General features: G+C 65.0%; 18 protein-coding genes and 3 pseudogenes. 16 read left to right on the top strand and 5 right to left on the bottom strand.

All coding sequences use genetic code 11. The features are described from left to right. Positions 1 to 124: 124 nt before the first annotated feature. On the bottom strand, positions 125 to 445 hold the full coding sequence (locus NF4_RS27180; RefSeq protein ID WP_063130240.1) for a hypothetical protein: 321 nt from the start codon (positions 443 to 445) through the stop codon (positions 125 to 127). Between the two features lie 301 nt (positions 446 to 746). On the opposite strand from NF4_RS27180, the gene NF4_RS27175 reads away from it, so the two are divergent. The 5 genes from NF4_RS27175 to NF4_RS27155 all read left to right on the top strand — a co-directional run bounded on the left by NF4_RS27175 (position 747) and on the right by NF4_RS27155 (position 3948). Beyond that, complete coding sequence (locus NF4_RS27175) at positions 747 to 1049, top strand: WXG100 family type VII secretion target (protein WP_198165501.1); 303 nt, start codon at positions 747 to 749, stop codon at positions 1047 to 1049. A gap of 13 nt (positions 1050 to 1062) precedes the next feature. Further along, complete coding sequence (locus NF4_RS27170) at positions 1063 to 1356, top strand: WXG100 family type VII secretion target (RefSeq protein WP_063130238.1); 294 nt, start codon at positions 1063 to 1065, stop codon at positions 1354 to 1356. A 36-nt stretch (positions 1357 to 1392) separates the two neighbouring features. Further along, positions 1393 to 2865, top strand: coding sequence for a hypothetical protein (locus tag NF4_RS27165; RefSeq protein ID WP_157120631.1), 1473 nt, complete (start codon positions 1393 to 1395; stop codon positions 2863 to 2865). Positions 2866 to 2903: 38 nt separating this feature from the next. Next, positions 2904 to 3416 (top strand): hypothetical protein, encoded by a 513-nt coding sequence (locus NF4_RS27160; RefSeq protein ID WP_063130236.1) that lies wholly within the window; start codon positions 2904 to 2906, stop codon positions 3414 to 3416. Positions 3417 to 3564: 148 nt separating this feature from the next. Further along, positions 3565 to 3948, top strand: a complete 384-nt coding sequence (locus NF4_RS27155) for a hypothetical protein (RefSeq protein WP_063814727.1) — start codon at positions 3565 to 3567, stop codon at positions 3946 to 3948. A 336-nt stretch (positions 3949 to 4284) separates the two neighbouring features. Here NF4_RS27155 and NF4_RS27150 read toward each other — a convergent pair whose 3' ends face one another. Then, a complete protein-coding gene (locus NF4_RS27150) occupies positions 4285 to 4785 on the bottom strand; it encodes a type VII secretion system-associated protein (RefSeq protein ID WP_063130234.1) in 501 nt (166 codons plus the stop codon). A 64-nt stretch (positions 4786 to 4849) separates the two neighbouring features. Between NF4_RS27150 and NF4_RS27145 the strand changes: the two are divergent. The 3 genes and pseudogenes from NF4_RS27145 to NF4_RS27135 all read left to right on the top strand — a co-directional run. Next, positions 4850 to 5212: pseudogene (locus NF4_RS27145) on the top strand (transposase); the annotation flags it as partial. Positions 5213 to 5311: 99 nt separating this feature from the next. Beyond that, positions 5312 to 11167, top strand: coding sequence for a helix-turn-helix domain-containing protein (locus NF4_RS27140; RefSeq protein WP_157120629.1), 5856 nt, complete (start codon positions 5312 to 5314; stop codon positions 11165 to 11167). A 358-nt stretch (positions 11168 to 11525) separates the two neighbouring features. Beyond that, positions 11526 to 11930 (top strand): annotated as a pseudogene (locus tag NF4_RS27135) (aKG-HExxH-type peptide beta-hydroxylase); the annotation flags it as partial. Between the two features lie 450 nt (positions 11931 to 12380). Here the strand turns inward: NF4_RS27135 and NF4_RS27130 are convergent. Then, positions 12381 to 13607, bottom strand: coding sequence for a serine hydrolase domain-containing protein (locus NF4_RS27130; RefSeq protein WP_063130230.1), 1227 nt, complete (start codon positions 13605 to 13607; stop codon positions 12381 to 12383). Between the two features lie 184 nt (positions 13608 to 13791). On the opposite strand from NF4_RS27130, the gene NF4_RS27125 reads away from it, so the two are divergent. The 3 genes from NF4_RS27125 to NF4_RS27120 all read left to right on the top strand — a co-directional run bounded on the left by NF4_RS27125 (position 13792) and on the right by NF4_RS27120 (position 15759). After that, positions 13792 to 14565: a MerR family transcriptional regulator gene (locus NF4_RS27125; protein ID WP_063130229.1), complete on the top strand. Its 774-nt coding sequence runs from the start codon at positions 13792 to 13794 to the stop codon at positions 14563 to 14565. A gap of 469 nt (positions 14566 to 15034) precedes the next feature. Continuing rightward, the gene (locus NF4_RS38120) at positions 15035 to 15184 is read left to right on the top strand and encodes a hypothetical protein (protein WP_157120628.1); all 150 of its coding nucleotides are present in this window, start codon (positions 15035 to 15037) and stop codon (positions 15182 to 15184) included. A gap of 17 nt (positions 15185 to 15201) precedes the next feature. Then, a complete protein-coding gene (locus NF4_RS27120; protein ID WP_063130228.1) occupies positions 15202 to 15759 on the top strand; it encodes a hypothetical protein in 558 nt (185 codons plus the stop codon). Positions 15760 to 16111: 352 nt separating this feature from the next. On the opposite strand, the gene NF4_RS27115 is transcribed toward NF4_RS27120, so the two are convergent. Beyond that, complete coding sequence (locus tag NF4_RS27115) at positions 16112 to 16816, bottom strand: dihydrofolate reductase family protein (protein ID WP_198165500.1); 705 nt, start codon at positions 16814 to 16816, stop codon at positions 16112 to 16114. A gap of 1080 nt (positions 16817 to 17896) precedes the next feature. Here NF4_RS27115 and NF4_RS27110 point away from each other — a divergent pair. Together NF4_RS27110 and NF4_RS27100 are read left to right on the top strand one after the other, a co-directional pair. After that, positions 17897 to 18205, top strand: a complete 309-nt coding sequence (locus NF4_RS27110; RefSeq protein WP_063130227.1) for a hypothetical protein — start codon at positions 17897 to 17899, stop codon at positions 18203 to 18205. A gap of 254 nt (positions 18206 to 18459) precedes the next feature. Beyond that, a pseudogene (locus NF4_RS27100) lies at positions 18460 to 19611 on the top strand (IS3 family transposase). A 236-nt stretch (positions 19612 to 19847) separates the two neighbouring features. Here NF4_RS27100 and NF4_RS27095 read toward each other — a convergent pair. Then, the gene (locus tag NF4_RS27095; RefSeq protein WP_063130225.1) at positions 19848 to 20714 is read right to left on the bottom strand and encodes an alpha/beta fold hydrolase; all 867 of its coding nucleotides are present in this window, start codon (positions 20712 to 20714) and stop codon (positions 19848 to 19850) included. Positions 20715 to 20923: 209 nt separating this feature from the next. On the opposite strand from NF4_RS27095, the gene NF4_RS27090 reads away from it, so the two are divergent. The 3 genes from NF4_RS27090 (at position 20924) to NF4_RS27080 (ending at position 23726) form a co-directional block, all read left to right on the top strand. Then, complete coding sequence (locus NF4_RS27090) at positions 20924 to 21541, top strand: TetR/AcrR family transcriptional regulator (RefSeq protein ID WP_063130224.1); 618 nt, start codon at positions 20924 to 20926, stop codon at positions 21539 to 21541. A gap of 163 nt (positions 21542 to 21704) precedes the next feature. Beyond that, entirely contained in the window at positions 21705 to 22331 is a 627-nt protein-coding gene (locus tag NF4_RS27085) for a hypothetical protein (protein ID WP_063814726.1), read from the top strand. A 1146-nt stretch (positions 22332 to 23477) separates the two neighbouring features. Beyond that, positions 23478 to 23726: a hypothetical protein gene (locus tag NF4_RS27080; protein WP_063130222.1), complete on the top strand. Its 249-nt coding sequence runs from the start codon at positions 23478 to 23480 to the stop codon at positions 23724 to 23726. Positions 23727 to 23902: the final 176 nt, after the last annotated feature.

The raw sequence follows: 23902 nt of genomic DNA, 5'->3' as shown, positions 1-23902 counted from the left end.
ACGGTGTCTTCCGGTCCGCCGTCCTCGAGTTGTTCGATGCCGGGCCTGCCACAGCAGGCCGCGCGCCTACTTACCGAGGCGTACCGCCTGCTGAGCCCGGCCGGGGCCGCTGAAACGACGGTTGCTAACGCGGGCGGGTCGCGGCGACGACGCCGGCCGCGACCCGCCGCAGTTCGGCGACCGCGGTATCGGGGTGGCCGACACCGTCGCAGCTGTCCAGAATGATTCCGTCGGACCATTGCACGAGATAGCTGTACCAACACCGCAGCGTCGCCGCCGCCGCACGATGGTCACGAGCCACACGGTCGGCCAGCTCCCTCAACGCCGCGACGACCTGGCCCGGTGTTCCGTAATTACTGGTCGCCCACCACGTGCCCCCGTAACCGCTTGCAGGGCGCGAGATCTCGACCAAATACATCAGCGCAGGATCCTCGAAATCGGCCACGGAAGGACACCCTGCCAGAGACCCGCCGCCCGCGGACCGATACCGAATGCAGCACGGCCCCGAACCAACGGCCGCCCTCCCAGAGGCCCGGAGTACCGGTGGACCCAATATTCACTGCGAGGAAGCCGTCACAAAACCTTGGTTGTGAGACGAAACCAGAGCCGTCGCTCCGCCGAGCGACGTCCGGAGAATCGTTGCTTCGAGCGGTTGATCCGACCGTGGTACGGTCGGATTCTTCTCCGCCCATGGGCGGGTTGGTTTTTGGGTAGGGGGACACGGGATGCCGGCCGATGACACTGTTTTGGATGCTGGTGCTGTGCTGGCGGCGGTGAACTCGTTGAACGGGATCCATCAGGCTTTGGAGTCCGGGCTGGGTTCGGTGGTCACCGACGCCGAGGCACTGATCTCCGGCGGGTGGGCCGGTGTGGCGGCGGACGGGTTCCGTGATCACTTCCAGCAGGTCCGCAACCAGGTCGAGCAGTTGCTCACCGATGCCCGCGAGATCGTCGGCCATATCCCGAGTGTGGTGGGTGAGCTGGGCGGGGTCGATGACAACAATTCCGAGGAGCTGGGCAGTCAGGCGCCGAGCTCGCTGAACCTGTGAGGACCGTGACCCGGTGGCCGGCACCTCCTATGACGTCGATCTGGACATGCTCGAGAACGTCGAGCAGCGCCTGTCCGGGTTCGTGGGGTTCTGCCGCGACCAGCTCACCGCGATCGAGGCGCTGGTGAACGACACCCCGACTCGGTGGGAAGGCGCGACCGCGGCCGCGTACCTGGCCGGCCACACCGATTGGCTGCGCCGCGCCGGTGAAGCGGTGGCGGCGTTGGATGCGGTGCGGGCACGGTTGACGACCGCGCGCGAGGCGTATCAGGCGGTGCTGGAAGCGAACACGAAAATGTTCAGCTGAACTGTGGCGGGTGTGTGGTGAGGGGCGGGGTGCGTTATGGCGATGGCTAGCTACGGGGTGTTCCCGTATTTCGAGTTCGCGGCCGCCGCCGATACCGCCTCGGCACTGATCCGGGAGAAGATCGAGGCGGTCGCCCCGGAGATCGAGTCGGTGGGCTCGGGGATGGCCGGCGATGAGGAAGTCGGCAAGGAGTGGGGCGCGAAGTGGGACACCGCACTCAATCAGTTCCTGCCCAACGCCTGCCGGCTGGCCGATGCGTTCGGGGCGATCGCCAACCGTGCCTATGCGGCCGGGGTCAACTTCATCGCCGCCGAATGGGTCGCCGCCGGCCGCCAGGGTGCGCTCCCGGCACCGCCCACCGCACCCCCGCAGTATGTGGATCAGCGGGTGTTGCTGGGCAATCTGCCGACCTCGATCGGCCCCAACGCAGAGCCGTTGATCACCGACATCCCCGGGCTGACCGACGCGATCGCCAAGGACCTACCCAACGGCAACGACGTCAAACTCGACATCGTCGGTGACCTGCTCGGCGATCTGGCCACCGTCATCGGGGAACAGAACGACGCGGTCCGCAAGTTCGGGCGCGAACCCGGGGCCCGCGACTCCCACGACGCGCACCTGCTCTACGACGAATACGTCGCCAACATCCTGGGCCCCGGCGGGATGCTCAAAGAAGACGCCACCACCCTGGCCAGTGCCGCGACCACGTTCAGCCAGGAACTCATCACCCAGCGCCGCGACATGAACACCGCGATCCAAGAGCTGACCATGACCGCGGCGGTCACCCTCGCGGTCGGCGCCGCGGGCACCGTGGTCACCGCCACCGGCTCGAACTGGGTGTCGATGGGCGTCACCGCCGGCCGGGTCACCACCACCGGGTGGCGGATCCGCACGCTCATCGAGACCCTGCAGACCGCCAGCCGCAACATCGGCACCACGCTGACCACCCTGCGCGTCACCGCCAACATCTCGGCGTTGATGGAAGAGACGATCTCGAAAACGCTGACGAACTTCGAGATCGACCCCGACACCGGCGCGATCAAAACCCGCCCCATCTTCCCGAAATGGAAGCAAGAGGCCTGGGAGCGCTACCTCGCCGACTGCGGCACCCGCCCCAGCGGCTGCCTGTCGATGGAGGAATGGAGCAAAAAGTACGACCAGCTCATGGAGAACACGTCCAACGGCACCGAATGGGACCAAGAAGTCGGCGAGATCCTCGGCTACACCACCGAGGACGGGTGGCACCCCCAACGCCACGTCGAGGGCGTGGACGGGCGCCGATACGATTTCGTGCACTACGACGAGAACGGGGTGCCCGACGAACTGGTCGAGAACAAGAGCGGCCGCCTCGACGGCGAGCAGCTCGTCAAGGACGAACAAGCACTCGACCTCGGCTACAAGGTCACCTACAACCTCAAAGCACCCGTCTCGCCCAGCCAGCAAGCCGAACTGGACAGACTCAAAGCCGAGTACGGAGACCAGTTCACCGTCAACTACCACTACAAATAACGCGAACCAACAGCCCGGACACGGGGAGGAAGCAACCGATGGCGGCCAACAAGCAGACCCCGATCAGACAGACCCCCGAATACCAGGCGATCCAGCACGACGAACGCTTCCAGGGCTGGCTGCGGATGCAGGAAGCGGCCATGGACATCGAGTTCACCAACTACGACGTCCCAGAACTCAACGGCCACCTCTACACCCGCGAGGGCCTCGTCATCGCCGAACACCAAATCCTTCAGCGCTACCCCACCTACCGCGACATGTTCTCCCCCGACAACCTCAAGATCGCGATGCGGTTCGTCTATGCCATCGGCGAAACCTTCCGCCGCGCCATCGATGGCACCTGGGTTGCCCTGCCCCCCAACCCACCCGAACGCCCCGCCCCGCTCTCGGTCATCGACTCCCCCATGTGGACCGCCTTCCACGACCCACAACACATGATCGGCCTGGCCTTCAACCGCCGCACCGAAAAAGAGATCACCTTCATCTACGACCGCGCCGTCAAACGCCACCAGAAATGGATCGACGCCGGCCGCCCCGCCCGAGACAGCTGACGATGTCCATAAAAAGGTTATAAACCGACATAATCGCCGGCGCTAACATCGTTGAACAGCGATTATTACCTGCTAGGCGTTCAAGAAAACATTGATTTATGAACAGTTGGCGTCTAGCGGAAGGTCCCCACGCGCCTATTCTGACGCGGTGCATACTCATCGGACTTTCGAAAACCCCGACGCGCTGGCCCACGAGGTCGTGGTCGAGACGTTGGAGCGAGCTCTACGTGACCGTACGGCCGAAGGGGAAGCTGCTGATGTCCTGGTCGGAACCGCGTTGAACGACGACGACATGGAGTTCGTCGAGCACTGGTGCATACAGGTGGGGACACGGGCTGTGCCGGGTAGTCCGTTGCTTGGGCTGGCCGGCCTGTGCCTAGGTCACACCGCTCGGCGTTTCGGGCGTCTCGGCGATGACGCCCTCGCACTCGTGAAGTCGCTGGCGGCGCGTGCCGAGGCCGACCCGTCGGACGTGGACGGTCGGGCCCTTGACGGGTATGACGACGTCCGGAGCTTCCTGCACTTGTGGTGAGGTGTCCATCGGAAACTCTCGGCAGGGGCTCTCAAAACCTTGGTAATGAGACAGGTGAGTGAGAGACGACACGAAAATGTCAGTGACCTGACCTGGGTATGCGGCAGCTGTGTCAGTAGCGGGCGACACGGGATGTCAGTAGTTGACACTTCGTTCAGGGTCGCAGGAAATCCCGTGGTATTCGCAGACCACGCAGGCTATCGTGAGTAGAGCCAACTGACACTTTCCTGTCGCGCACGACCGACATTTTGCTGTCGTCCCTCGAGAGACAGAGTCGCGGATCTGGCCGTGGGCCGGGTCCGGAGCGTGTTGGCGACGGGCTGGGTGGTCCCTCGTTCAATGGCTCTGGGACAGCGCGCTTTTTGTGAAGCGAAATCGATAGGCGCTTCCCGCGTTGAACAGAACATCGACCCCTGCAGGGACGATGTCGCCGAGCGTACTGCCCACGATCGGCCACCAACGTGAAACGGTCGCCTGTTTGTGGATCTCCGCAGTCACGACGAGAACGCACGGCACTCCGGTTTCCGGCGACACGACGACTGGCTCGTTGTCTTGGTCGCATCCGATCTGGACGACGGTGTCGCGGAGGATTCGGATGATGTCGGCACGGTGGTCTTCCCCTGCAGCGGTGAGCCGCGCCAGCGCATCGATCGGGTCGGTCGGGGTCGAGCTGTGGAGTGGGCGGTAGCGGGGGTTCGGCTCGAATGGGCCGAGTTTTCGGTCGGGGTTCACAGTCCATCCGCCCACCATCACCTCCGCTGGTGGTGTGCTCTGCGGTGTGTCGCCACGCCAGCCCGGGTCGATCAGAACGAGCCAGTCTTGTCCCCCGATGGTCAAGGGTCTCGGCTGCATAGCTCCTCTTCCCGAACTCATTGGGCATCACCGAGCCAGGGGGTTGGCCGGTTCTCGGGTGCTGCCGGAGGTGGTGGGGAACGTGTGGCCGCTGGCCACGGTCCAGACCTGCATCATCCATTTGATCCGCAACGCCTTCCGGCTGGCCGGCCGCCAGCACTGGGACGCGTTGAAGCGGGACGTGAAACCGATCTATACCGCGGTAAACGCTGATGCCGCCCGAGCAGCACTGGATGAGCCGACCGAGCGGTGGGGCTCGAAATACGGGGCCATTATCCGGCTTTGGAACAACGCGTGGGAAGAGTTCATCCCGTTCCTGGACTACGACGTCGAGATCCGGCGGGTGATCTGCTCGACCAACGCGATCGAGTCCTTGAACGCTCGCTACCCGGGCCCGGCGATCGCAGCAGGGGCGGGATAGGTGAGGGAGTTCTCAGGGCCGGGTAGCCGGGCTCGGTTGTGCCAACCTTGGTCCGGGGTTTGGCTCTGCGGTCGTGTCGAGGTGAATCAGGTGCTCACTTTCCCGGAGGGGTTTCCTCTGATGCTGTGTGAGCAGGTGATGGGGCCGTATCCGCGGGGGAACGCGGGCGAAATGTGGGCGGGGGCGGCGGCGTGGTCCGCGGCGCAACAGGCGTGTTCGGCGGAGGCGGATCGGCTGGATGCGGTGGCGGCGTCGGTGCCGGGGCGGTTCGGTGGTGCGGCGGGTGCGGAGTTGCAGCGGTCGGTGGCGGGGCTGGTGGTGGCCAAGCGTCGGCAGGCGGAGTTCTGCGAGAGTGTGGCCGAGCAGTGCGCGGAGGGGGCGTTGGGGATCGATCTGGGTCAGGTGACGTGGCGGTGTATGGCATTCGTGCTGGTGGCCGAATTGGTGGCGGATATGTTCCTGGCCGGGGGTGCGCCGGTGGCGGCGGCGGCGCATCGGGCGGCGGCGCGGGCGGGGTGGCGGGTGGCGTTGATGCGGTTGGTGGAGTTGTTGACGTTGTCGGGGGAGCGTTTCGCGGGTTCGCGGGCGGCGATGTTGGTGGGTGCGGGGGTGCTGGGTGCAGGGCTCGGTGGGGGGATCACGTGGGGTGCGCAGGTGTGGCAGCAGGTTCAGGGGCGGCGGGAAGAGATCGATTGGCAGTCGGTGGTGACCGCGGGAGCCGGTGGTGTCGCGGGTGGTGTGGCGGGTGCGGGAGTGTTCTGTCTGCGGCCGGTGAATGCGGTGATGGCACGGTTGCACGGGTCGGGTACCCGGGCGGGGACCGCGGGTGCGGTGTTGTTCGCGGGTGGGGTGTCGGGTGTGGCGGGTGGTGTGGGTGGCGCGGTGGGTGCGGCGGGTGCGGCCAGCGTGTATGCGGGGCGGTGGACGGCGCCGCAGGGCAGCGAGATGTGGATGAATGTGGTCAATGGTGTGCTGGAGGGGTTGATTTCCGGTGGCGCGCACACGGTGCACGCCGGCAGAACCGCGGCCGGGCCGCGGATGTCCGACCTTCCTGGTGTCGCCGCAACCACCTCGGCACATACCTCTTTCGCTGCCGTCCGCGGTCTGCTGCCGGTAGCCGCATCGGTGGACCCAGTGGGCGCCGCCGGGCGCTCGGGGGTCGGCGAGTCGGCTGCCCGGGCAGTGGCGGATCTTCCTCCCCATGCCCCGGGAGCCCGGCAACCGCTGAATCCCGAGCACGGTCACGCCGCGGCACACCCGGTTGCGTCATCCCCGCCCGAAACCATGGCCGAGGCAACGCCGTTTCCACCGCAGAGACACGGCCGTGCGTCCACCATCGTGCCCACCCCCGGAGCCGATCTCGTCTCGAGCACCGGTAGATCGGTAACCATCGACCCCACCACGACAGTCCACACCACTAGGACCGATGCCACCGTCCATACATTCATCACCTCACCCCCCGACCAGGACATGCGGGTTTCCTGGGCCGACCACTCGCAGACTCTCACCCAGTACCCACTCACCCCCACTCCCGGCGACCCGTACACGAGCACCGCTTTCCCGGCATCCACCGGGCCGACGACAACCCCACCGGCTACCGTCACCGACCCGACAAGCGCCCACACCCCGGTCAGCGCCGACACCGCACCGAGCGCCGTCGGCACAGGCCATATCGTCGATGCGGAAGTACGCACCCCGGCCGCCCCCTCCCCCACCTGGACCGACGGCCCATCCGACAGGCAACCGAGCATCCCGTGGATACATACCGCGGAACAAACCACCCGGCCCGGACCTCGACCGGTGGAGTACGGCCCATCGCCCTGGCATCCCGACACCCGCCGCCTCCTCCCCGGCAACCCGAGGCCGGAACCGACGCACTCCGCACCCGCCGACGCCGTCGAGCCCTCTCGACCCACCACAACCACCGGCCCGTCCGTAGTGACCACACGCGGCGCTACCGCGCCGCCCACCACCGTCACCCGCTGGCACACACCCGGAAAAGCCCGGCACGAAACACCGCGATCCGAGATCGGCAATTCCACCGACGGCGACCATTTCACCCCGGTCTCCGGCAGAACCACCACAACCGAACCCGGCGCTCACGTCGATGCCGGAGCTCGACTGCCCGCTGAACCCGGTGCCGGCAATCGCAGCAACGACGGCGGCGGATCCGACAACAGCGACACCGACCACAACGCGGAGGACAACGGCAACGAACCCACATTCGGCGACTGGCTCCGTGCTCTTCGCAAGAGCCACAACATGACCCAACTGCAGTTCGCCGAACGTCTCGGCGTCCCGGAGTCGTCCATCAGGAATTGGGAAGCATCCAGAAAAGCCCCCTCGCTCGAGAAGCTACGGAAGCTACTCGACAAAAACCTCGTGCCGGAAAGTGCCCTGCAATCCGCCTACCAGAAATTCTGCGACGACCCCAGAAAATTCCCAGACGGGCTACCACCTCTCATACCCCAGATCCACAACCCCACCATCTACCCCGCTCTCGGGACCTGGCTGGCCGACATCCGCAGACACCGAGGCATGAACCAGACCGAGTTCGCCGAACACCTCGGGATCAGGCGGGAAAATATCGCCAGGTGGGAAGCGGATCGGGGAAACCCTTGGTTGGAGAATCTGCGGACTATTCGTGATGCCACCGGCGTGCCCGCCGGCACGTTCCGTACCGCCGTCGAGCACTTCTACCGGGACCGCTCCGCCGCCGATCGCGATACCCCCGAAATCCAGGAGAAGTTCTGGGAGCTGATCGCCACCGCGCCGAATTCCGTGGACGAGCGCAGAATCCAGCGGGAAATCGTCGAACACTATCCGTACACCTATTCGGGAGAATCATGCACACTGCAAGAATTCATCGACCGCAACACCCTGGGGAAAACCGAGATCGGACAGCGTAATGATATTGCCCAACGAGTTTATCTCAGGATCTGGCGAGCGGTCGTAACCCACAACCCCATGCTCGGACCGTTCGTTCGGCACGCGCAGGCAACGGCCCGCGGCGCAGTACTGGAGGCGTACTTCGAGGACAAGTATCCGGATCTCGACGGTACGAGCCGGCTTGCCGTGTCGAGGGTGAATGCGTATCTCACACGGCAACTCGGTATCCCCGGCGGCACTCCGGGTGTGCCCGAAATCGCGGCGGAACTGAAGCTGAGCCCGGACCGTGTGCAGGAGGCGCTGCAGATCCTGCAGCAGGGGTCGGCACTATCCGTGGACGCACCCTCGGGCAAAGGGGGTCCGGGATGGCCGGCCGATCCCTCGGACGATATCGCCGACGCGACCTTGCGCCTGACCGTGCGTGAAGCCCTCGCTACGGAATTCGAGGGACCCGGCCTGGCGCTGGCCGAAGAATTGGTCATGCGCCACTTCACCTACGGTTGGTCATTGGCCGACGCCATCGCCGACCTCGACCTGGATATCACCACCGCCCAAGCCATTCTCGATAAAGCACGCCCGGCGCTGCGCTCAGCTCTCGCCGAACCAGACTTTCGATCCGGCAGCGCCCCTACCAGCCACTACCCAGCGCCACAGGAAGGCGCCACATCTCCGGACAACTCATCGTCCGGCGGCGGCGAAACAACAGCGACCACCGGGTCCCGCACCGATGTAACCCCCTGGCACACCCCCGAACCGCCCCTGCCCGCAACGCCGCTCCCCGGGACGGGCAATTCCGCCGACGGTGACGATGTCATCCCTGGCCCCGACCGGCCTACTACGACGACCACCGAACCCGAACCTGTTGCCGGTAACCGCAATAACGGCCATGACCGATCCGACAACAACGACGCGCAGAGCAACAGCGGCAACGGAACCTCACTCGGCGACTGGCTCCGCACACTTCGTAAGAGCCACAACATGACCCAACTCGAATTCGCCGAGCGTCTCGGAGTCGACAAGCCATCCATCAGTAGATGGGAAAATGACAGCCGCAAACCTTCCATCGAGCAGTTACGAACAATGTTCGACGAAGACCTGGTAGCAGAAGATGCCTTGCGATCCGTCTACCAGCACTTCTACCACGACCCGGCAAAGTTCCCCGACGGACTCCCACCGCTCATACCCCAGATCCACAACCCCACCATCTACCCCACCCTCGGCGCCTGGCTCGCCGATATCCGCAAACACCACAACATGACCCGAGCCGAATTCGCCGAAATCCTCGAAGTCAGCCCGTCATCCATCGATAGGTGGGAGATCGGCAGCAGCAAACCTTCACTCGACCACTCACGAACAATGCTCGACAAAGACGTCGTAGCGGAAACCGTCCTGCAATCCGCCTACCAGCACTTCTACCACGACCCGGCGAAATTCCCCGACGGACTCCCACCCCTCATACCCCAGATCCACAACCCCACCATCTACCCCACCCTCGGCACCTGGCTCGCCGACGTCCGCAAACACCACGACATGACACCGCGCGAATTCGCCGAATGCCTCGGGCTCAGCCGGCCCACCATCGATGACTGGGAAGCAGGCAGCCGCAAACCCTCACTCGACCAGCTGCGGAACCTGCTCGACAAAGACGTCGTAACGGAAACCCTCCTGCAACCCGCCTACCAGCACTTCTACCACGACCCGGCGAAATTCCCCGACGGACTACCACCCCTCATACCCTGCATCGACGACCCCACCATCTACCCCACCCTCGGCACCTGGCTCGCCGATATCCGCAAACACCACGACATGACACCGCCCGAATTCGCCCAGCTCTTCGGGTTCACACGGACAGCCATCGATTACTGGGAAGCAGGCAGCCGCAAACCCTCACTCGACCAGCTACGCACGCTGCTCGCCGAAAACTTGGTGCCGGAAAACGCCCTGCAATCCGCCTACCAGCACTTCTATCACGACCCGGCCAGATTCCCCGACCGACTACCACCCCTCATACCGCACATCCACGACCCCACCATCTACCCCACCCTCGGCACCTGGCTCGCCGATATCCGCAAACACCACGACATGACACCGCCCGAATTCGCCGAGCACCTCGAAGTCAGCCGGGAAACCATCGCCAGGTGGGAAGCGGGTCAGGTAAACCCACCGTTGGCGAATCTGCGGGCTATCCGTGACGCCACCGGTATCTCCACCGACACGTTCCGTGCCGCCCTCGAATACTTCTACCGAGACCGGGCCGCGCATCGTGATGACCCCGACCTCGAGGAGAAGTTCTGGGAGCTGATCGCCACCGCGCCGGATTCCGCAGACGAGCGCAGACTCCAGCTGGAACTCGTCGAAAACTACCCCTACACCAGTTACTCGGGCCAATCGCACACACTGAAGGAATTCATCGACCGCAGCATCCCGCGACGATCCGACCCCGGACAGCGTGATGACGTCGCCCAACAGGTGTACCTCGCGATATGGCGAGCAGTCGCAACCCACAACCCTATGCTCGGATCGTTCGATCGCCACGCGTCGGTAACAGCACGCGGCACAGTCCTGGCCACGTTCTTCCAGGACAAGTATCCGAATCTCGACAGTACGACCCGACGTGCCGTGGTGACGGTGAACTCGTATCTCACACGGCGACTCGGTATCCCCGGCGGTACTCCCGACGTGCCAGAAATCGCGGCAGAACTCGAGATGAATCCCCACCGAGTCCAGGAAGCGCTGCAAATACTGCAAGGCGGGCCGGGACTATCGGTGGACGCACCCGCACGCGAAGGGAGTCGAGGGTTTCAGCTGGCCGATTCCTCGGACGATTTGGCCGAGGCGACCTTACGCCTGACCGTGCGTGAAGCTCTCGTGGCCGAATTCGACGGACCCGACTTGGCACTGGCTGTAGAAGTGGTCATGCGCCACTTCTCCTTCGGACTGCCGCTGGCAGACGTCATCGCCGACCTCCACCTGGAAGCCGCAGCAGCACAAGCCATTCTCGACAGGGCGCGCCCGGCACTGCGCACAGCTCTCGCCGACGAGCAGGACCAGAATTGACCAGCGGGCTCCTGATTCACCACGAGCTCGACCGACGGCGCCACCCCCGTCGGCGCCGGACCGGCACGATCACCACACCGATAGCCCCGAGAAGCCCACTACCAGCGCGCCCTCCTGGACTGCCGGTGAAGGCGGGCGAAGGGTCAAATACGCCCTGGACAAATTCGTCGACGACCAGCGACGCAACGACAACCTCTCGGTCGAGCCGAAATCCGTGACACCCGGGCCGACAACCCTGGACGGAACGCGGGCCGCGCTCGCCCATCTGGCCGCCTGCTGGCCGGAGATGACCGTATCGCCGAAACCCTGATCCGGGAAGTCCGCTGGATGAACGTCCCGGCTCGGGGCGTCCTCATCGTCAACCCTGACCCAGACCTACGGCGCCGTGTTCCTGCGTGCCGACCTCATCCGGCCCGTAGCCCTCTACGAGCTCGCCGTTCACGAAGCCACGCACCTGGAGCTGATAGCCCGGATGGCGGCCGACAAACTGGTCGTCAACGGATCCGACCGAGCCGCTTCCCCGTTCCGGCCCATGGCTCGCCCCCTGACCCGGGTACTGCATGCGACACTGGTCGCCGCCCGCCTCATGGAAGCGATGCGCCGCTACGCTCCCGCCACCGATCGGGAACAAGTTTTCGTGCGGCGCCGGGAAGAACAGTTCACCGCCGAGCTCGCCCTCGGGCTGGCCACGCTGACCGAACACGGACGGTGGACCGATATCGGCGACGAATTCTTCATCGGTCTACAACTCGCCGCACGATGAGCCGCGTCTCGAGCACGACGGAACTCCGATCAGGACCAGGACGCGAAAGGAGCTGGGTATCCCAGCGCCTGCTGGAACTACCCATGGAGGAGAGGGGCGCGGTAAACAGTGATCGGCTCTTCGAAACTGACCCGAACCTCAACCGCACCAATGCCACACCCCCAATAGCCGCACGAATACCGGCCACACCGGCCGGCCCGCCCGTACTCGACCCCACTTTCGCCGACTGAGTCGTCCAGGCCCGCATGCTCCCCGGATCACCGCGCAGAATTTCAGGGGCGGCGCAAGGAGTAACCGGCCATCGGCAGACCAGTGCGTTCGGCGGGCCGAGATCATCTCGGCCCGTTGACCTTCAGGCATGACCAGGTGGCCGATCCGGGCAGCGCGCCTCGCGGCCTCACAGTGCGTCCTTGCCGGGGCGTCGGCGTGGGGGTGCGCAGGCTCACCACGTTATCGACCGTCGATTGCCTGGTAGGTCGTGGTCCAGAAGTCGTGGAACAGCCGCGCCGGATCCGGGGTGGACATCCCGACCTGGGTGAGCAGGATTCCGGTGAGCTGGTTTTGCGGGTCGGAATAGACGGTGGTGCCGGTGCCGCCGTCCCAGCCGAACTGGCCGATGGGCGCGTAGTCGCCGCGGTAGGTGCGCACCGCCATTCCGTAGCCCCAGCCTCCGTGCAACCCCAGTCCGGCCGACAGATGGGCGATGTTCCGGTACATCGTGTCGCGGGCGGTTTGCTGCTCGGGCGTGAGGCAGTTGGTGGTCATCAGCTCGACGGCGGGCCGGGACAGGATCCGCTGATCCTGGTGCATGCCGTTGTTCAGCAGCATCCGGAAGAAGGCGTGGTAGTCGTCGACGGTGGAGACCAGTGCGCACCCCTGGAACACCGGAGGCCGGTTGACCCTTCCGCCTGCGGACTCGTCCCACACCAGGAATTCTCCGGTGTGCGGGGCAGGCCCGTACAGCGGTGGTAGCCGGTCGATTTGGTCGGCGGGCACGTGGTAGCCGGTGTCCTTCATGCCCAGCGGATCGAGGATGCGTTCACGCAGGAATGTCCCGAACGGCTGACCGGTGATCCTGGCGACGAGCACGCAGAGCACCTCGTGGCTGAGGTCGTACTGCCACCGCTGTCCGGGCTGATATGACAGCGGGAGCTCGCCCAGGCGGCGCATCCACTCATCCGGCTCAGGCGCCGGTCCGGACGCCACGCCGTAGTCGGTCGCCTCGAATATCGCGGCCCGGATCGGAGAGTCCAGCAATTCGAAATCCATTCCGAGCCCGAACGTCGAGGTGAGCAGGTCTCGTACGGTGATCGGCCGGTGGGCTGGCACGGTATCCTCCAGCGGGCCGTCGGGCCGTCTCAGCACCTTCCGGTCGGCCAGTTCGGGCAACCATTCATCGACCACGTCGTCCGGCCGTATCCGGCATTCGTCGAGCAGAACCATCGCTGCGGCCATCGTGACCGGCTTGGACACAGAGGCCATCCGGAAGAGCGTGTCCCGGCGCATCGGCGCGCCGCCGTCATGCCGCATCGTCCCGAGTGTTTCGACATGCGCCCGGCCGTTGCGGCTGACGAGGGCGACCAGCCCCGGGATCTTTCCGGACTGGACGTGGCGTGCCAGCACCTCACGCAGCCTGCGCAGCCCTGCTTCGGAGAAGCCGTCCTTGCCTGTTCCCATGCTGAATCTCCTTGTCTCGCACAGTCGCCCGGTGGCTACCCGCCCCTTCGAGGCGGCCATGCGATGAGCGTGCAGCCTGACCTAAGGTCAAGGTCAACCCCTCTCGGCGATGAAGGGTGCTGAAATGGAACGCGGGCTATCCTGGCCCTGGTGATCGCCCGCGATCTGGAGGTGCGTTGAGTCGATGACACAGGGGCTCACGATCGGTCACGCGGCGGAGTTCGTCGGCGTCACGATCAAGACCGTGCGGCACTATCACCGGCTCGGCGTGGTCGCCGAGCCGGAACGCGATAGCTCCGGCTATCGCCGTTACCGGTCGGCCGACCTGCTGCGTCTGGTCCAGGTCCGGACCCTGGCCGGGGCAGGCGTGCCGCTGGCCGAGATCGGTGACCTCCTGGATGCCGATCCCGAGCGGTTCGCCACTGCCCTGAGCGACGTCGACCGTCGGCTCGCTGAACGGATCGAGGACCTGATCGCACGCCGCGAAACGCTGTGCCGGCTCGCCCAGGGCGACCGGGTCCTGCTACCCGACCGGGCCTGCACGGTCTTGGACCGGCTTGCCGAGCTCGGCTTCAGTCCCGATTACGTGGCCGGTCAGCGAGAGGGACTGGTACTTGCCCGAGCGCTGATCCCGGAAATCTTCGACAGCTTCCTGACCCGGCTCGAACACGGGCTCGACGACCCCGAATGGATCGAGCTCACCAAGCGCGGCTGGGAGGCGATGTCCTGGGATCCCGACGACCCGCGCATCGAGGAGCTGGCGTCCGCGCTGACCGCCAATCTGCTGGCCAACCGCACGCTGCTGGCAATGCCGAGCGAACTCCAGAGCGAGTCCGACGCAGCCCGGTATGGACTGGTCAACCACCACCGAGAAGACCAGGGGCCGTCCATCGCCCGGTTGAACGCGCTGGTCGAAGCAAACCTGCGAGCGAGCGGTATCGACCTCCCTTATCAGTGACGGCCCGCCCGGCAGCGGCTCCTCGAGGTCCTGAGATCGCCGCTCATCGGCATGAGCGTGCATTCGGGCCACGCCGGGATGGGCATGGTCAATTTAGTTCAGAGAAGCCTGCATCCGCTGCCCGATGCTGCACGTCAACCCCAAGATGCTCACCCGACTCGACGAACTCGAAACCGACCCGATCGACCGCCGCGCCCGCGCCAGGCTGCGCAGTATCTGACGGCACTCGGGCAGGTCGGACCCGATCAACAACACGAAGTGCGCTCCACCCTGAATCCCATCGTGTCCAAAAATATCTTGGGCACATGGCAATCCCTCTGGTTCGCCCACGTCGCAGCACACAGCGGCGCGGCGGAGACGAGCCAACCCTATGAGCAGTGGCTGCACGACAGCGTGAAGACCGCCGCCCCGGCTGTCGCGGCGACCGCCGGCGGCGGCGCTGGGCCGGATCGGGCGTGGCGACTCCGAGGTGGTCACCGCCGCGGTCGCCCGGGTCGGGCCCGAGTGGCGGCGACTGGTCTTCGTGGGACTCATCGGCCTCGACCCCGATAAGGCCCACGCCACGGCCGACGACGCGCTGGACCGGCTCCTGATCACCGCCGCCGACGACGAGCAGTGACCGTATCCACGCCGTCTGTGCCTTCGGCCGAAGCCGAAGCATCGGTTGCGCTGCTGTTCCGGACTCTGGCCTACCATCAGATCGCTGCGGCGGCCTTCCCTGTGGAGCCGGCCGGGCGGCTCCGGCCGGACGCGGCTGCCGATCGTGTCCAAGAGCAGCGCCAGGCCACACTGTTGCGTCCTCTGTCGACTACCGAGGCGTTCGCTGCCGACCTGCTCGCTCGCGAGGTCGAGCAGACGTTCGAATCACTGTCCAGCGAAGTCCTCACCGCAGCAGTAGACGACAGCCTGATCAGCGCCTCCAACACCTGGGATAGCCAGCGGCAGGCGTACAAGAAGTGGCTGAGCATAATCAAACCCGCAGTGGACTGGACCCCGATCGAGCGCCTCGCCGATGCGCGAAACGCCATCGCCCACGGTCTCGGCGAACTCACCCGCCGGCAGAAACAATCCGGGACCTCGATCCCCGCCAGGCTGCTCAACGCCGGGATCGTAGTCGTGGACAGCCGCGTCGTTCTGACCGATGCGAATGTTCTGGCATCGCGACCGATGGCACCCCTAGCTGCGGTTCTCTGATATTCGCCCGATTTTCGGCCAGTACTACGGCGACCCCGGAACCCCGGCTCGGGTGCGAGGACGACGTTCAGATCGACCAGGACCGGGGTCGGTGGGTCCAGGTGTGGCCGGCCACCACATCTGTCACCACCAGCGATGCCCGAGCTGGTGAGGCAGGTCGCTTCGATCAGCGAATCTGTCACCAGGTTTTCAACATTGTTGTCACGGACCGTGCGTTCGAGGTCGCCGAGGCAAATTGCCCCGGCTCCGAACGTCCGCTCATGCCGATGAGCGAGATGATCAAGGAGCGTCGTTCACTGCGACGCCGACCATGGTTGGCAGGACTGACGACCTTTCGATCCAGCTCCAGTTGTTACGCCCGGTAGTAGTGCAGGGAAACGGTGCTGGAGTCGGGGAAGGTGGTAGCGGTGGCAAGTTGCCAGCTCGATGCGTAGTCCTCGGGGAGGAGTCGCAGGCCGCCGCCCAGAATTTTGGGGACGATGGTCAGGTAGAGGTCATCGACGAGACCTGCTCCAAGCAGACCTTGAATGATGCTGGCGCTGTTGAGAACCAGGATGTCGCGACCTGGGGCCTCTTTGAGCGCGCGCACCTCCGCCTCGAGGTCGCGGCCGATTCTCGCGTTGACCCATTCAGTTTTGTCCAGGTCGGCCTGCTCCAAGGTCTTGGTGAAGACGATCTTCTCGACGGTGGCGAGCCACTGGCCGAGCTCGCGGGTACGGGCGGAGCTGGCCGGGTCCTTGGTCAAGCCTGGCCACACCGAGGTGAAGCCTTCCCAATTGGTGCGCCCCAGGACGGCGGTGCTGGCACCGCGCCAGATGCCTTCGTAGTAGAGCTCGCTCTGCCCGCTCAGAATGTGTTCCATGCACCAGCTCATGTCGTCGTCGGGTCCGGTGCTGCTGTAACCATCCATCGACACAGTGACCTCGGCTGCGACTCTTCGACCGGTGCTCTGCGGGCTGTTCGACATGTGCGATATCCGTTCTTCGTTCGGCTCGTGGTTCAGGTGGGTAGACGGAACATCGTTGTCGAACTCATCGGCGAGCGGTGTCCCCGTCACGCCGGGGAAAACGCCACATCTCCACACGGCCGTCGTTTCCGAATCGATTCAACTCGCTTTCGGTGAAAGGTTTTCCATCAAGGTCGGCAGCCTCGATGTATGGATACTCGAGCGCGACGGTGCCAACTCGGATCACGCTCGAGATGACGTGTGCCGCGATGCGGCGGAGTGGTCAATGGGGAACGGCAAACACCGCGATCGCACTGTCATGCTGCATACCGCGCGTTCTCGGTGACGGATGTCCTGATCAAGTGACAGATACGGTGATCCACCACGCCAGGACACGCCGCAGGGGCGCGGAGAACTCGTCGTTCCAGGCTTTGAACATGCATTCCCCAGGGCTCGGCTTGTAGTCGGTGCACCAGATCAGCGGTGTTACGTCGTGGACAATGTCTTCGACGCAGCGATATTGTCGGCTCGCCGCCGGCCATGCGCGGGTGAAGCTGGGTGCGGAGATCGGAAACCCCCGGTGAGGCACCGACCGCTCAGCTGCTGTGAGCATGTAGATGCGATCAGATCTTCCGAGAAACGGCAACTACGTGCAGATCACAAGCGAACACGCGCCTGCGTTCCTAGACAGGTTCGTCACCTTCTACGACAGCGTCATCCTCGGAGTTGCCATCCAGGCCGCACCCGGAAAGCTCGCGACGGTGAGGGTCGATATCCAGGCGATGGATGAGACGGCACCCAGGACTCCCGGCCCCGGCGACGGGCGGAGGTCCGAGTGGTGTCACGTCCAGCTGACCGTGCACGAAGTACACGAATATCGGTTCCTGGAGAGTCGGCGGTTTCCGTATCGGGTGCTCTCCGATGGCATGGCCGTCGCGGCATCTCCGACAGAGTTCGTGCTCGACCTCGACCCGGGTCCCGATGAATGGAGTCCTTCACAGGTGGGTCGCGAAGGCAACTATTCCAAGCAGTACGTCGTGGGTGGGCGGGGCGATTACGAGGTCACGAACATCGCCGCCGGGCGCGCGTTCAGCCACTACGCATCAGCGACTTCGGAAGACCCACCATCTGATGCCCCTCATCTGTCCGGCCGAAGACGCCAACCTGGTCGGTTACTGATAATTTGGGGTGATGTCAGCGTCCGACGCCTCCGAACACATCCAGGACGCCGTCCCGCCCCGCCGTACCGCCGGGCGCATCACCGGCGGCATCGCCCTGATCCTCTGTGCGATCCTCTTGTTGGCCACCGGGGTCCAGGCGATTGTCGATCCGGCAGCGGTCATCGCCGGTTCCTCGAACTCCGCGCGCAGTCCGGACACCGACGCCGAGGCACAGATCGGCGGCCTGCTGCTTTGTTTCTTCGGGATCACGGTGCTGGGCTTCGGCATCGGTCTGCTCAAGAAGAAGTCCGCACCGGGCACACCCTCCAGCACACCCTGACGCGGCTGCCGGGACGCAGCGCGACTCGGCCGCTGTTACCGTGCCGCCGAACCCGGTTCGATGTAGTCGGCGACCTTCGGGACCGCTGAGAAGGGCTGCACGGTCCCGCCGAGTATCGGACCGCGGTGGTCCACTGGCGCAGTTCATTTCAGCATCTACCAGAAGGAATAAAAGTGGCACCGTGATGTTCCCCCGGTTTTCCGGAGTTGGTTTTTTTGACTCTTGGTCACGAAGTCATCGAAGGAGACTTGTTCGTGCCAAGGCGTTATCCCGAAGAGTTCCGTCGTAAGGTCCTGGACCTGGTCGCTGCCGGTCGACCGGTCGCGCAGGTAGCCGCGGACCTGGGCATCAGCGACCAGACGATCTACGTCTGGCGCAAACAAGAACTGATCGACACCGGCCAGATGCCGGGCGCAACGAGCGCCGAGCAGTCCGAACTGATCGCAGCAAAGTGCCGCATCCGCGAGCTCGAGCACGAGGTCGCCATCCTGAGAAGGGCTCGTGAGCTGCTGAAAGAACAGGCCAGCGGCCCAAAAGGCGTTACGCGGCCATAGCCACGATCGCGAGCGAGGGATTGCCGGTGCAGGTCGCGTGCCGGCTGTTGGACGTCTCCGAGTCCGGTTTCTACCACTGGAGATCACGTCCGCCTTCGCAACGAGCGATCCGCCATGCCTGGCTCACCGACCAGATTCGCGCGGTGCATGCCGCCTCCCGCGGCACCTACGGCGCCCCGCGGGTGCACGCCGAACTCACCCTCGGTCTCGGTATCGGCGTCGGATACAACCAGCTCGAACTACTGATGGCACGCGCCGGGATCAAGGGTCTGCCCGGGGTCAAACGGACCCGGCCAAGGCATCAGACCCCGACCGCCGGTGACCTGGTCAACCGGGCATTCACACGGTCACGGCCGAACCAGTTGTGGGTCACAGACATCACCGAGCACTACACGCGAGAAGGAAAGGTCTACTGCGCGGTCGTGCTCGACACCCACTCACGGCGAGTCGTCGGCTGGTCCATCGACTCGACCCAAACCGCAGCACTGGTCGCCAACGCCCTCGGGATGGCAATATCGAATCGGTCGCCGGAGCCGGGCACGATCATTCATTCCGACCACGGCGTTCAATTCACCTCTTGGGCCTTCACCGACCGAGCCCGCAAGTCCGGTGGTGCCGTCGATGGGGTCAATCGGCGACTGCTACGACAACGCCGTGATCGAATCATTCTGGGGCAGAATGCAAACCGAGCTACTCAACCGGCAACGCTGGAAAACCCGGATGGAACTGGCGAACGCGATCTTCGAATACCTCGAGATCTTCCACAACCGACGCCGCCGTCACTCAGCGCTCGGCATGCGGACCCCGATCGAGTACGAGATGATGCAACCATCCATCCAACCCGTGGCCTGAAGTCCAGTATCCCGACTCCATGAAACCGGGGCAACATCAGAGTCCTGAAAACAAGACGAGAACTCGAACGACGGCTATCGTGGCCTCTGGCGTTCGACACAGTGATTTACCGGGATCGCAACACTGTCGAGCGCTGTATCAACCAGCTCAAACAACATCGGCCGTGGCGACCCGGTCGGAATGAGCGCGACAGTACGTCCACGGCAAGGGTCTTCTCGAAATTCGCTGATGCGGCGTCAGGCCGGCGAGTCCGTTCGCCGGAGGTGTTCGAGGACGAGGCTGCGGACGGGTTCGATGTCGGCCAGGAGGCCGTGTCCGGCACCAGGGAGAATCACCGTGTGGGCCCCGGCACGCCGCGCGACATCCGCAGCCGCCTCCGCATCGTGCACCTCGCTCGCCCCGGCCAGTGCGACGAGGGTCGAGACCGGCAGGCGCGTCAGCCCATCCGGCAGGTGGGGATAGACGATCGGCGAGGCCGGGAAGTGCGCGGCTCCGTGGGCGAGCAGGTCGAGGTAGGCCTCCAGGTGCGCCGGCCCGCTGCCGGGGGTGCCCGGTGCCAGCATCGCGCGGGCGTCCTCGAATGTCGGGTGCAGGTCGCGGTTCCGGCCCAGTTCCTCGAATTCGGGACTGAGCCCGGCGAAGACCAGGGGCGGATCGAGCAGGACCAGCCGTCGCACCCGTTCGGGATGGGCGAGCGTGAACCGGAGCGCGAGGTGACCGCCCAGGGACTGGCCGCACAGGTCGGCCCCGGATAGCCCGAGAAGGTCGAACGTTTCCGCCAGCCAGTCCACGAGATCGTCCATACTGGTCAAGGCCGCGCCGGTGTGTCGACTGCGGCCCGGCTCGCCCATGATGTCCACAGCCCGCACACGATGCTCCTCGGCCAGTGAACCGACGACCGGATACCACATCCCGGACGTGCCACTGTATCCGTGGAGCAGGACCAGCGACTGTGCTGCGGACGGGCCGGCGGAAGTGACCCGTGTCGTTCCGTACCGACCCGGAAGATCTGCCGTCTCGACCGGTACCGGCCAGTGTGCCATCACCGCGTCGTAGGCCCCGAAATATGCTGCCTCCAGCTCAGGGGCGGCGAATGCGCTCATCGCGCGCTCCCCAACTCGAATCGGCGGCGCTCCCCCAGCAGGAGCCGGGCATACGGTGCAGCGAAAACCCCCCTACTCGACTGGCAACGGTCCTCAATGGGTGCTTCAACCTTCCTCGGCCGGGATCTCCGGTCAGTCATTCTCACCACTCCCTTTTTCAAGTCAGCTGTATTATGTCAGGCGTATGGAGTCAGATGGAAGGGGTTCGCGTGCCCAAACAGGTCGATCATCGAGAACGTCGCCAAACCATCGCGCGCGCCCTGTGGCGAGTAGTGGAACAACAAGGTTGGACCCGAGCGACGATGCGTGAGATCGCCCGCGAGGCGGACGCCTCACTCGGACAGGTCCAGCACTATTTCAGCTCCCGGACAGCGATGCTCGTATTCGCTATGGAGTTCGCTTCCGAACAGACCTCACGGCGCGTCACCCGAAGCCTCGACCGCCTCGGCTCACCTCCACACCCGCGCGACGTACTGCGAGTGACGCTCATGGAGATGCTCCCCCTGCACCCGGACGCCCGCGCCACCAGCCGTATGAGCGCCGCCTACACCCTCGAGGCGTTACACGACCCAGAGCTACACGAACAGGCCCGCCTCGGACTACACGACGGCAGAGCACTGACCGAACGCCTGATCAGGCAGGCAATCACCGATGGCCATATCCCCTCGGATCGTGAACCGGCCATCGAGACAAACCTCCTGCTTGCGCTGACCGGCCTCACCCCGCTCCTCGACTTCGACGTCATCGATCCCGATGCCGCGCTGACCGCCATCGATTACTACCTCGACAGACTCTTCGACTGCACGTCGCAACATCCCAAACGGTAGGGGTCCCCGAGGTCCACCGACGCATGTCCAGCAAAGCCGCCGCGCGGAGTGGGGTCCGATAGGGGGATGAGCATCAACGGGTTCGATATCGCGCGGAGTCTGGTCTGGGAACGCTTTCCTGGAGCGCGGGCGGCGTGGCTGGGGGTATAGCACCGTACTCGGAATGGTTACGCCCACATCGGATCTGGACGTCAGCGTGCTCCTCGATTGCCAGCCGGCCCCGTATCGCGAATCGCTGCGGTATCAAGGGTGGCCGGTCGAGTTGTTCGTGCACGCCGAAGAAGCGATGCAGCACTTCCTGGCAAAGGACCGCAAGGCCCGGCGGCCGGTGACCCTGCGGCTGATCGGCAGCTCCCTGGTTCTGCTCGACAACGACGGCAGCGGAGAATATCTGCAGGAAGAGTGTGCGGCACAACTGGCCGCGGGCCCGGGCCCGCTTACCGGGGCGGAACTACAGTCGGCTCGCTACGGGATCACTGACCGGCTTGACGATCTCGTGGGCTGCGCGGACGACGACGAACGACTCCTGATCGCCACCGACCTGTGGCGGGCCACCGCCGACCTGCTGCTCACCGGACACGGCCACTGGACAGGGACCGGCAAATGGTTACACCGGGAGCTGGCCGCATTCGACCACGATGCCGGCACGGAGTACGCGAAAGCATTGGCCCACGGTGTTCGCTCGGTGGCCCCGGGAAACACGGAGCCGATCGTCGAGACCATCACCCAGGCGCTGAATATCTTCGGTGGCCGATTCTTCGACGGGTTCACCGCCCAGGGACCCGGCTGAGCCCCACCGTGGGTACCTCGGTGGCAGCATCGTGGTGTGGTCGCGCGGGTGGAGCTGACAGCGTTGGAGTTGCCGTGGAGGCTGACCCTGGAGCAGGGATGGGAAGCGTTCCGGGCGGGCAATCCTCCGGTCGGTGCCGTGATCACCGATGCGGAGGGCGCAGTGGTCGCGCTTGGACGGAGCAGGTTTCACGATTCTGAGGGTCCGTCTGGGCAGTTGGCGGGAACGGCGTTGGCGCATGCGGAAGTGAACACGCTCGCCCGGCTCGCGCCGGGCGATCACACCGGACTGGCGCTGTGGAGTTCGCTTGGAACCGTGTCCGCTGTGCGCGGCGGCGGCGATGATCAGCAGATGTGGCCGAGTCCGGTTTCTGGCTGCGGATCCTATGTGGGCCGCCGCCGAGCAGCTTCCGAATCTGAACGAGGCGGTCGCGCAGCGATGGCCGGATTTCGAGGGCCCACACCCGGGGTGGCCGGCGGATTGGCAGACGGTTCTGTCGGTGGCGTTCCAGACTGCGACAGGCCGCGGGACCAGGCGAGGCCGTCATGACCCGCGCCCGGATCGCGCCGCGTGCGGCAGCTATCGGGTGGAGGATCGGGCAGGATCCTGCTCGCCGGGCCAAGTTCTCGGCGCTGCCCTTATCCGACGCGACCGGTCTGATCTTCGACGAGCTCTGACCCCTGAGGTTTCGATATCGGGTCGCGGGTGGTGTGGTCGGTGACTCGCAGCAGTGGATGGCGGTGTTCTGGTATGGCCGGATGGCGCCCGAGGCGGCGGGTCAGTGGATCTTGTGGGGAATGATCGTGCTCATGACCGAGTGGCAACTGCTTGACAAGTGAGCAGCTCTGGGGTGAACAGCGGTCCCACTGACCGGCCGGAGCAAGCCGGCTGATCGGGGCCCGCCAGGCGAAGTCCGGATCGACTCCCGCTGCATGGGCACACCTCACCTGCATTGGTGCGGCAGCATTGAGGTGGGGTGAGCGCCGGGCAGACGGATGAGCTCGATATCCAGCCCAGTCGTCACCCACGAGGTGGTTGCGGGCGGAATCGCCGTCTGGCCTGGGGTGAGGTGCTCGGTCCCGCGCCCGCCTTTACGCTGACTCGGTTGATCGGTCGTGCCACCTCCCGGGTGAGAGAGGAACCACCATGATCCAGCGCGCAGTTGTCGGGGTGTTCGTCGCGGCGGCGGTATCGGCCGCACCCGCCCATGCCGCCGATATCCATTCCCCGGTCGCCGAGCCCGCGGTCGCGTCGTCGCCGAAGGTGGCACTCGCCCAGCAGCCGACGGAACAGGCCAGCGCCCCGGACGGGGAGAAAGGGGACAACGCCCCGGCCCCCGGCGGCGGGGGCGGCAAGGGCAAAGGCAAAGGAAAGGGCAAAGGAAAGCCGCAGTAGCCCTTCTCGGATCGGCCTGATGGTCGGGGTCCGGCGGCGATAATCCGCCGGACTCTGAACATCCGGAAATGTCGCATATCGCGCGGTGGTCGATCGTGCCGTTCCGCTGTTCGGTCATAGATTCGGTGCCCGTCACAGCATTACCCCGAGCCTCGGCCCAGTTAGCCCGGAGAAGG

It is taken from the genome of Nocardia fusca NBRC 14340 (genome assembly GCF_001618425.1).
Lineage (GTDB): Bacteria > Actinomycetota > Actinomycetes > Mycobacteriales > Mycobacteriaceae > Nocardia > Nocardia fusca.
Note: the sequence above shows the minus strand (reverse complement) of the source record. Positions and strands in the feature narration are given on the sequence as shown.

Bases quoted from the DNA above. Each gene is read 5' to 3' on its own strand.
- NF4_RS27110 (WP_063130227.1), top strand. From the start codon at position 17,897: ATGTCAGCGTCCGACGCCTCCGAACACATCCAGGACGCCGTCCCGCCC.
- NF4_RS27160 (WP_063130236.1), top strand. From the start codon at position 2,904: ATGGCGGCCAACAAGCAGACCCCGATCAGACAGACCCCCGAATACCAG.
- NF4_RS27125 (WP_063130229.1), top strand. From the start codon at position 13,792: ATGACACAGGGGCTCACGATCGGTCACGCGGCGGAGTTCGTCGGCGTC.
- NF4_RS27165 (WP_157120631.1), top strand. From the start codon at position 1,393: ATGGCGATGGCTAGCTACGGGGTGTTCCCGTATTTCGAGTTCGCGGCC.
- NF4_RS27085 (WP_063814726.1), top strand. From the start codon at position 21,705: ATGGTTACGCCCACATCGGATCTGGACGTCAGCGTGCTCCTCGATTGC.
- NF4_RS27080 (WP_063130222.1), top strand. From the start codon at position 23,478: ATGATCCAGCGCGCAGTTGTCGGGGTGTTCGTCGCGGCGGCGGTATCG.
- NF4_RS27130 (WP_063130230.1), bottom strand. From the start codon at position 13,607: ATGGGAACAGGCAAGGACGGCTTCTCCGAAGCAGGGCTGCGCAGGCTG.
- NF4_RS27095 (WP_063130225.1), bottom strand. From the start codon at position 20,714: ATGAGCGCATTCGCCGCCCCTGAGCTGGAGGCAGCATATTTCGGGGCC.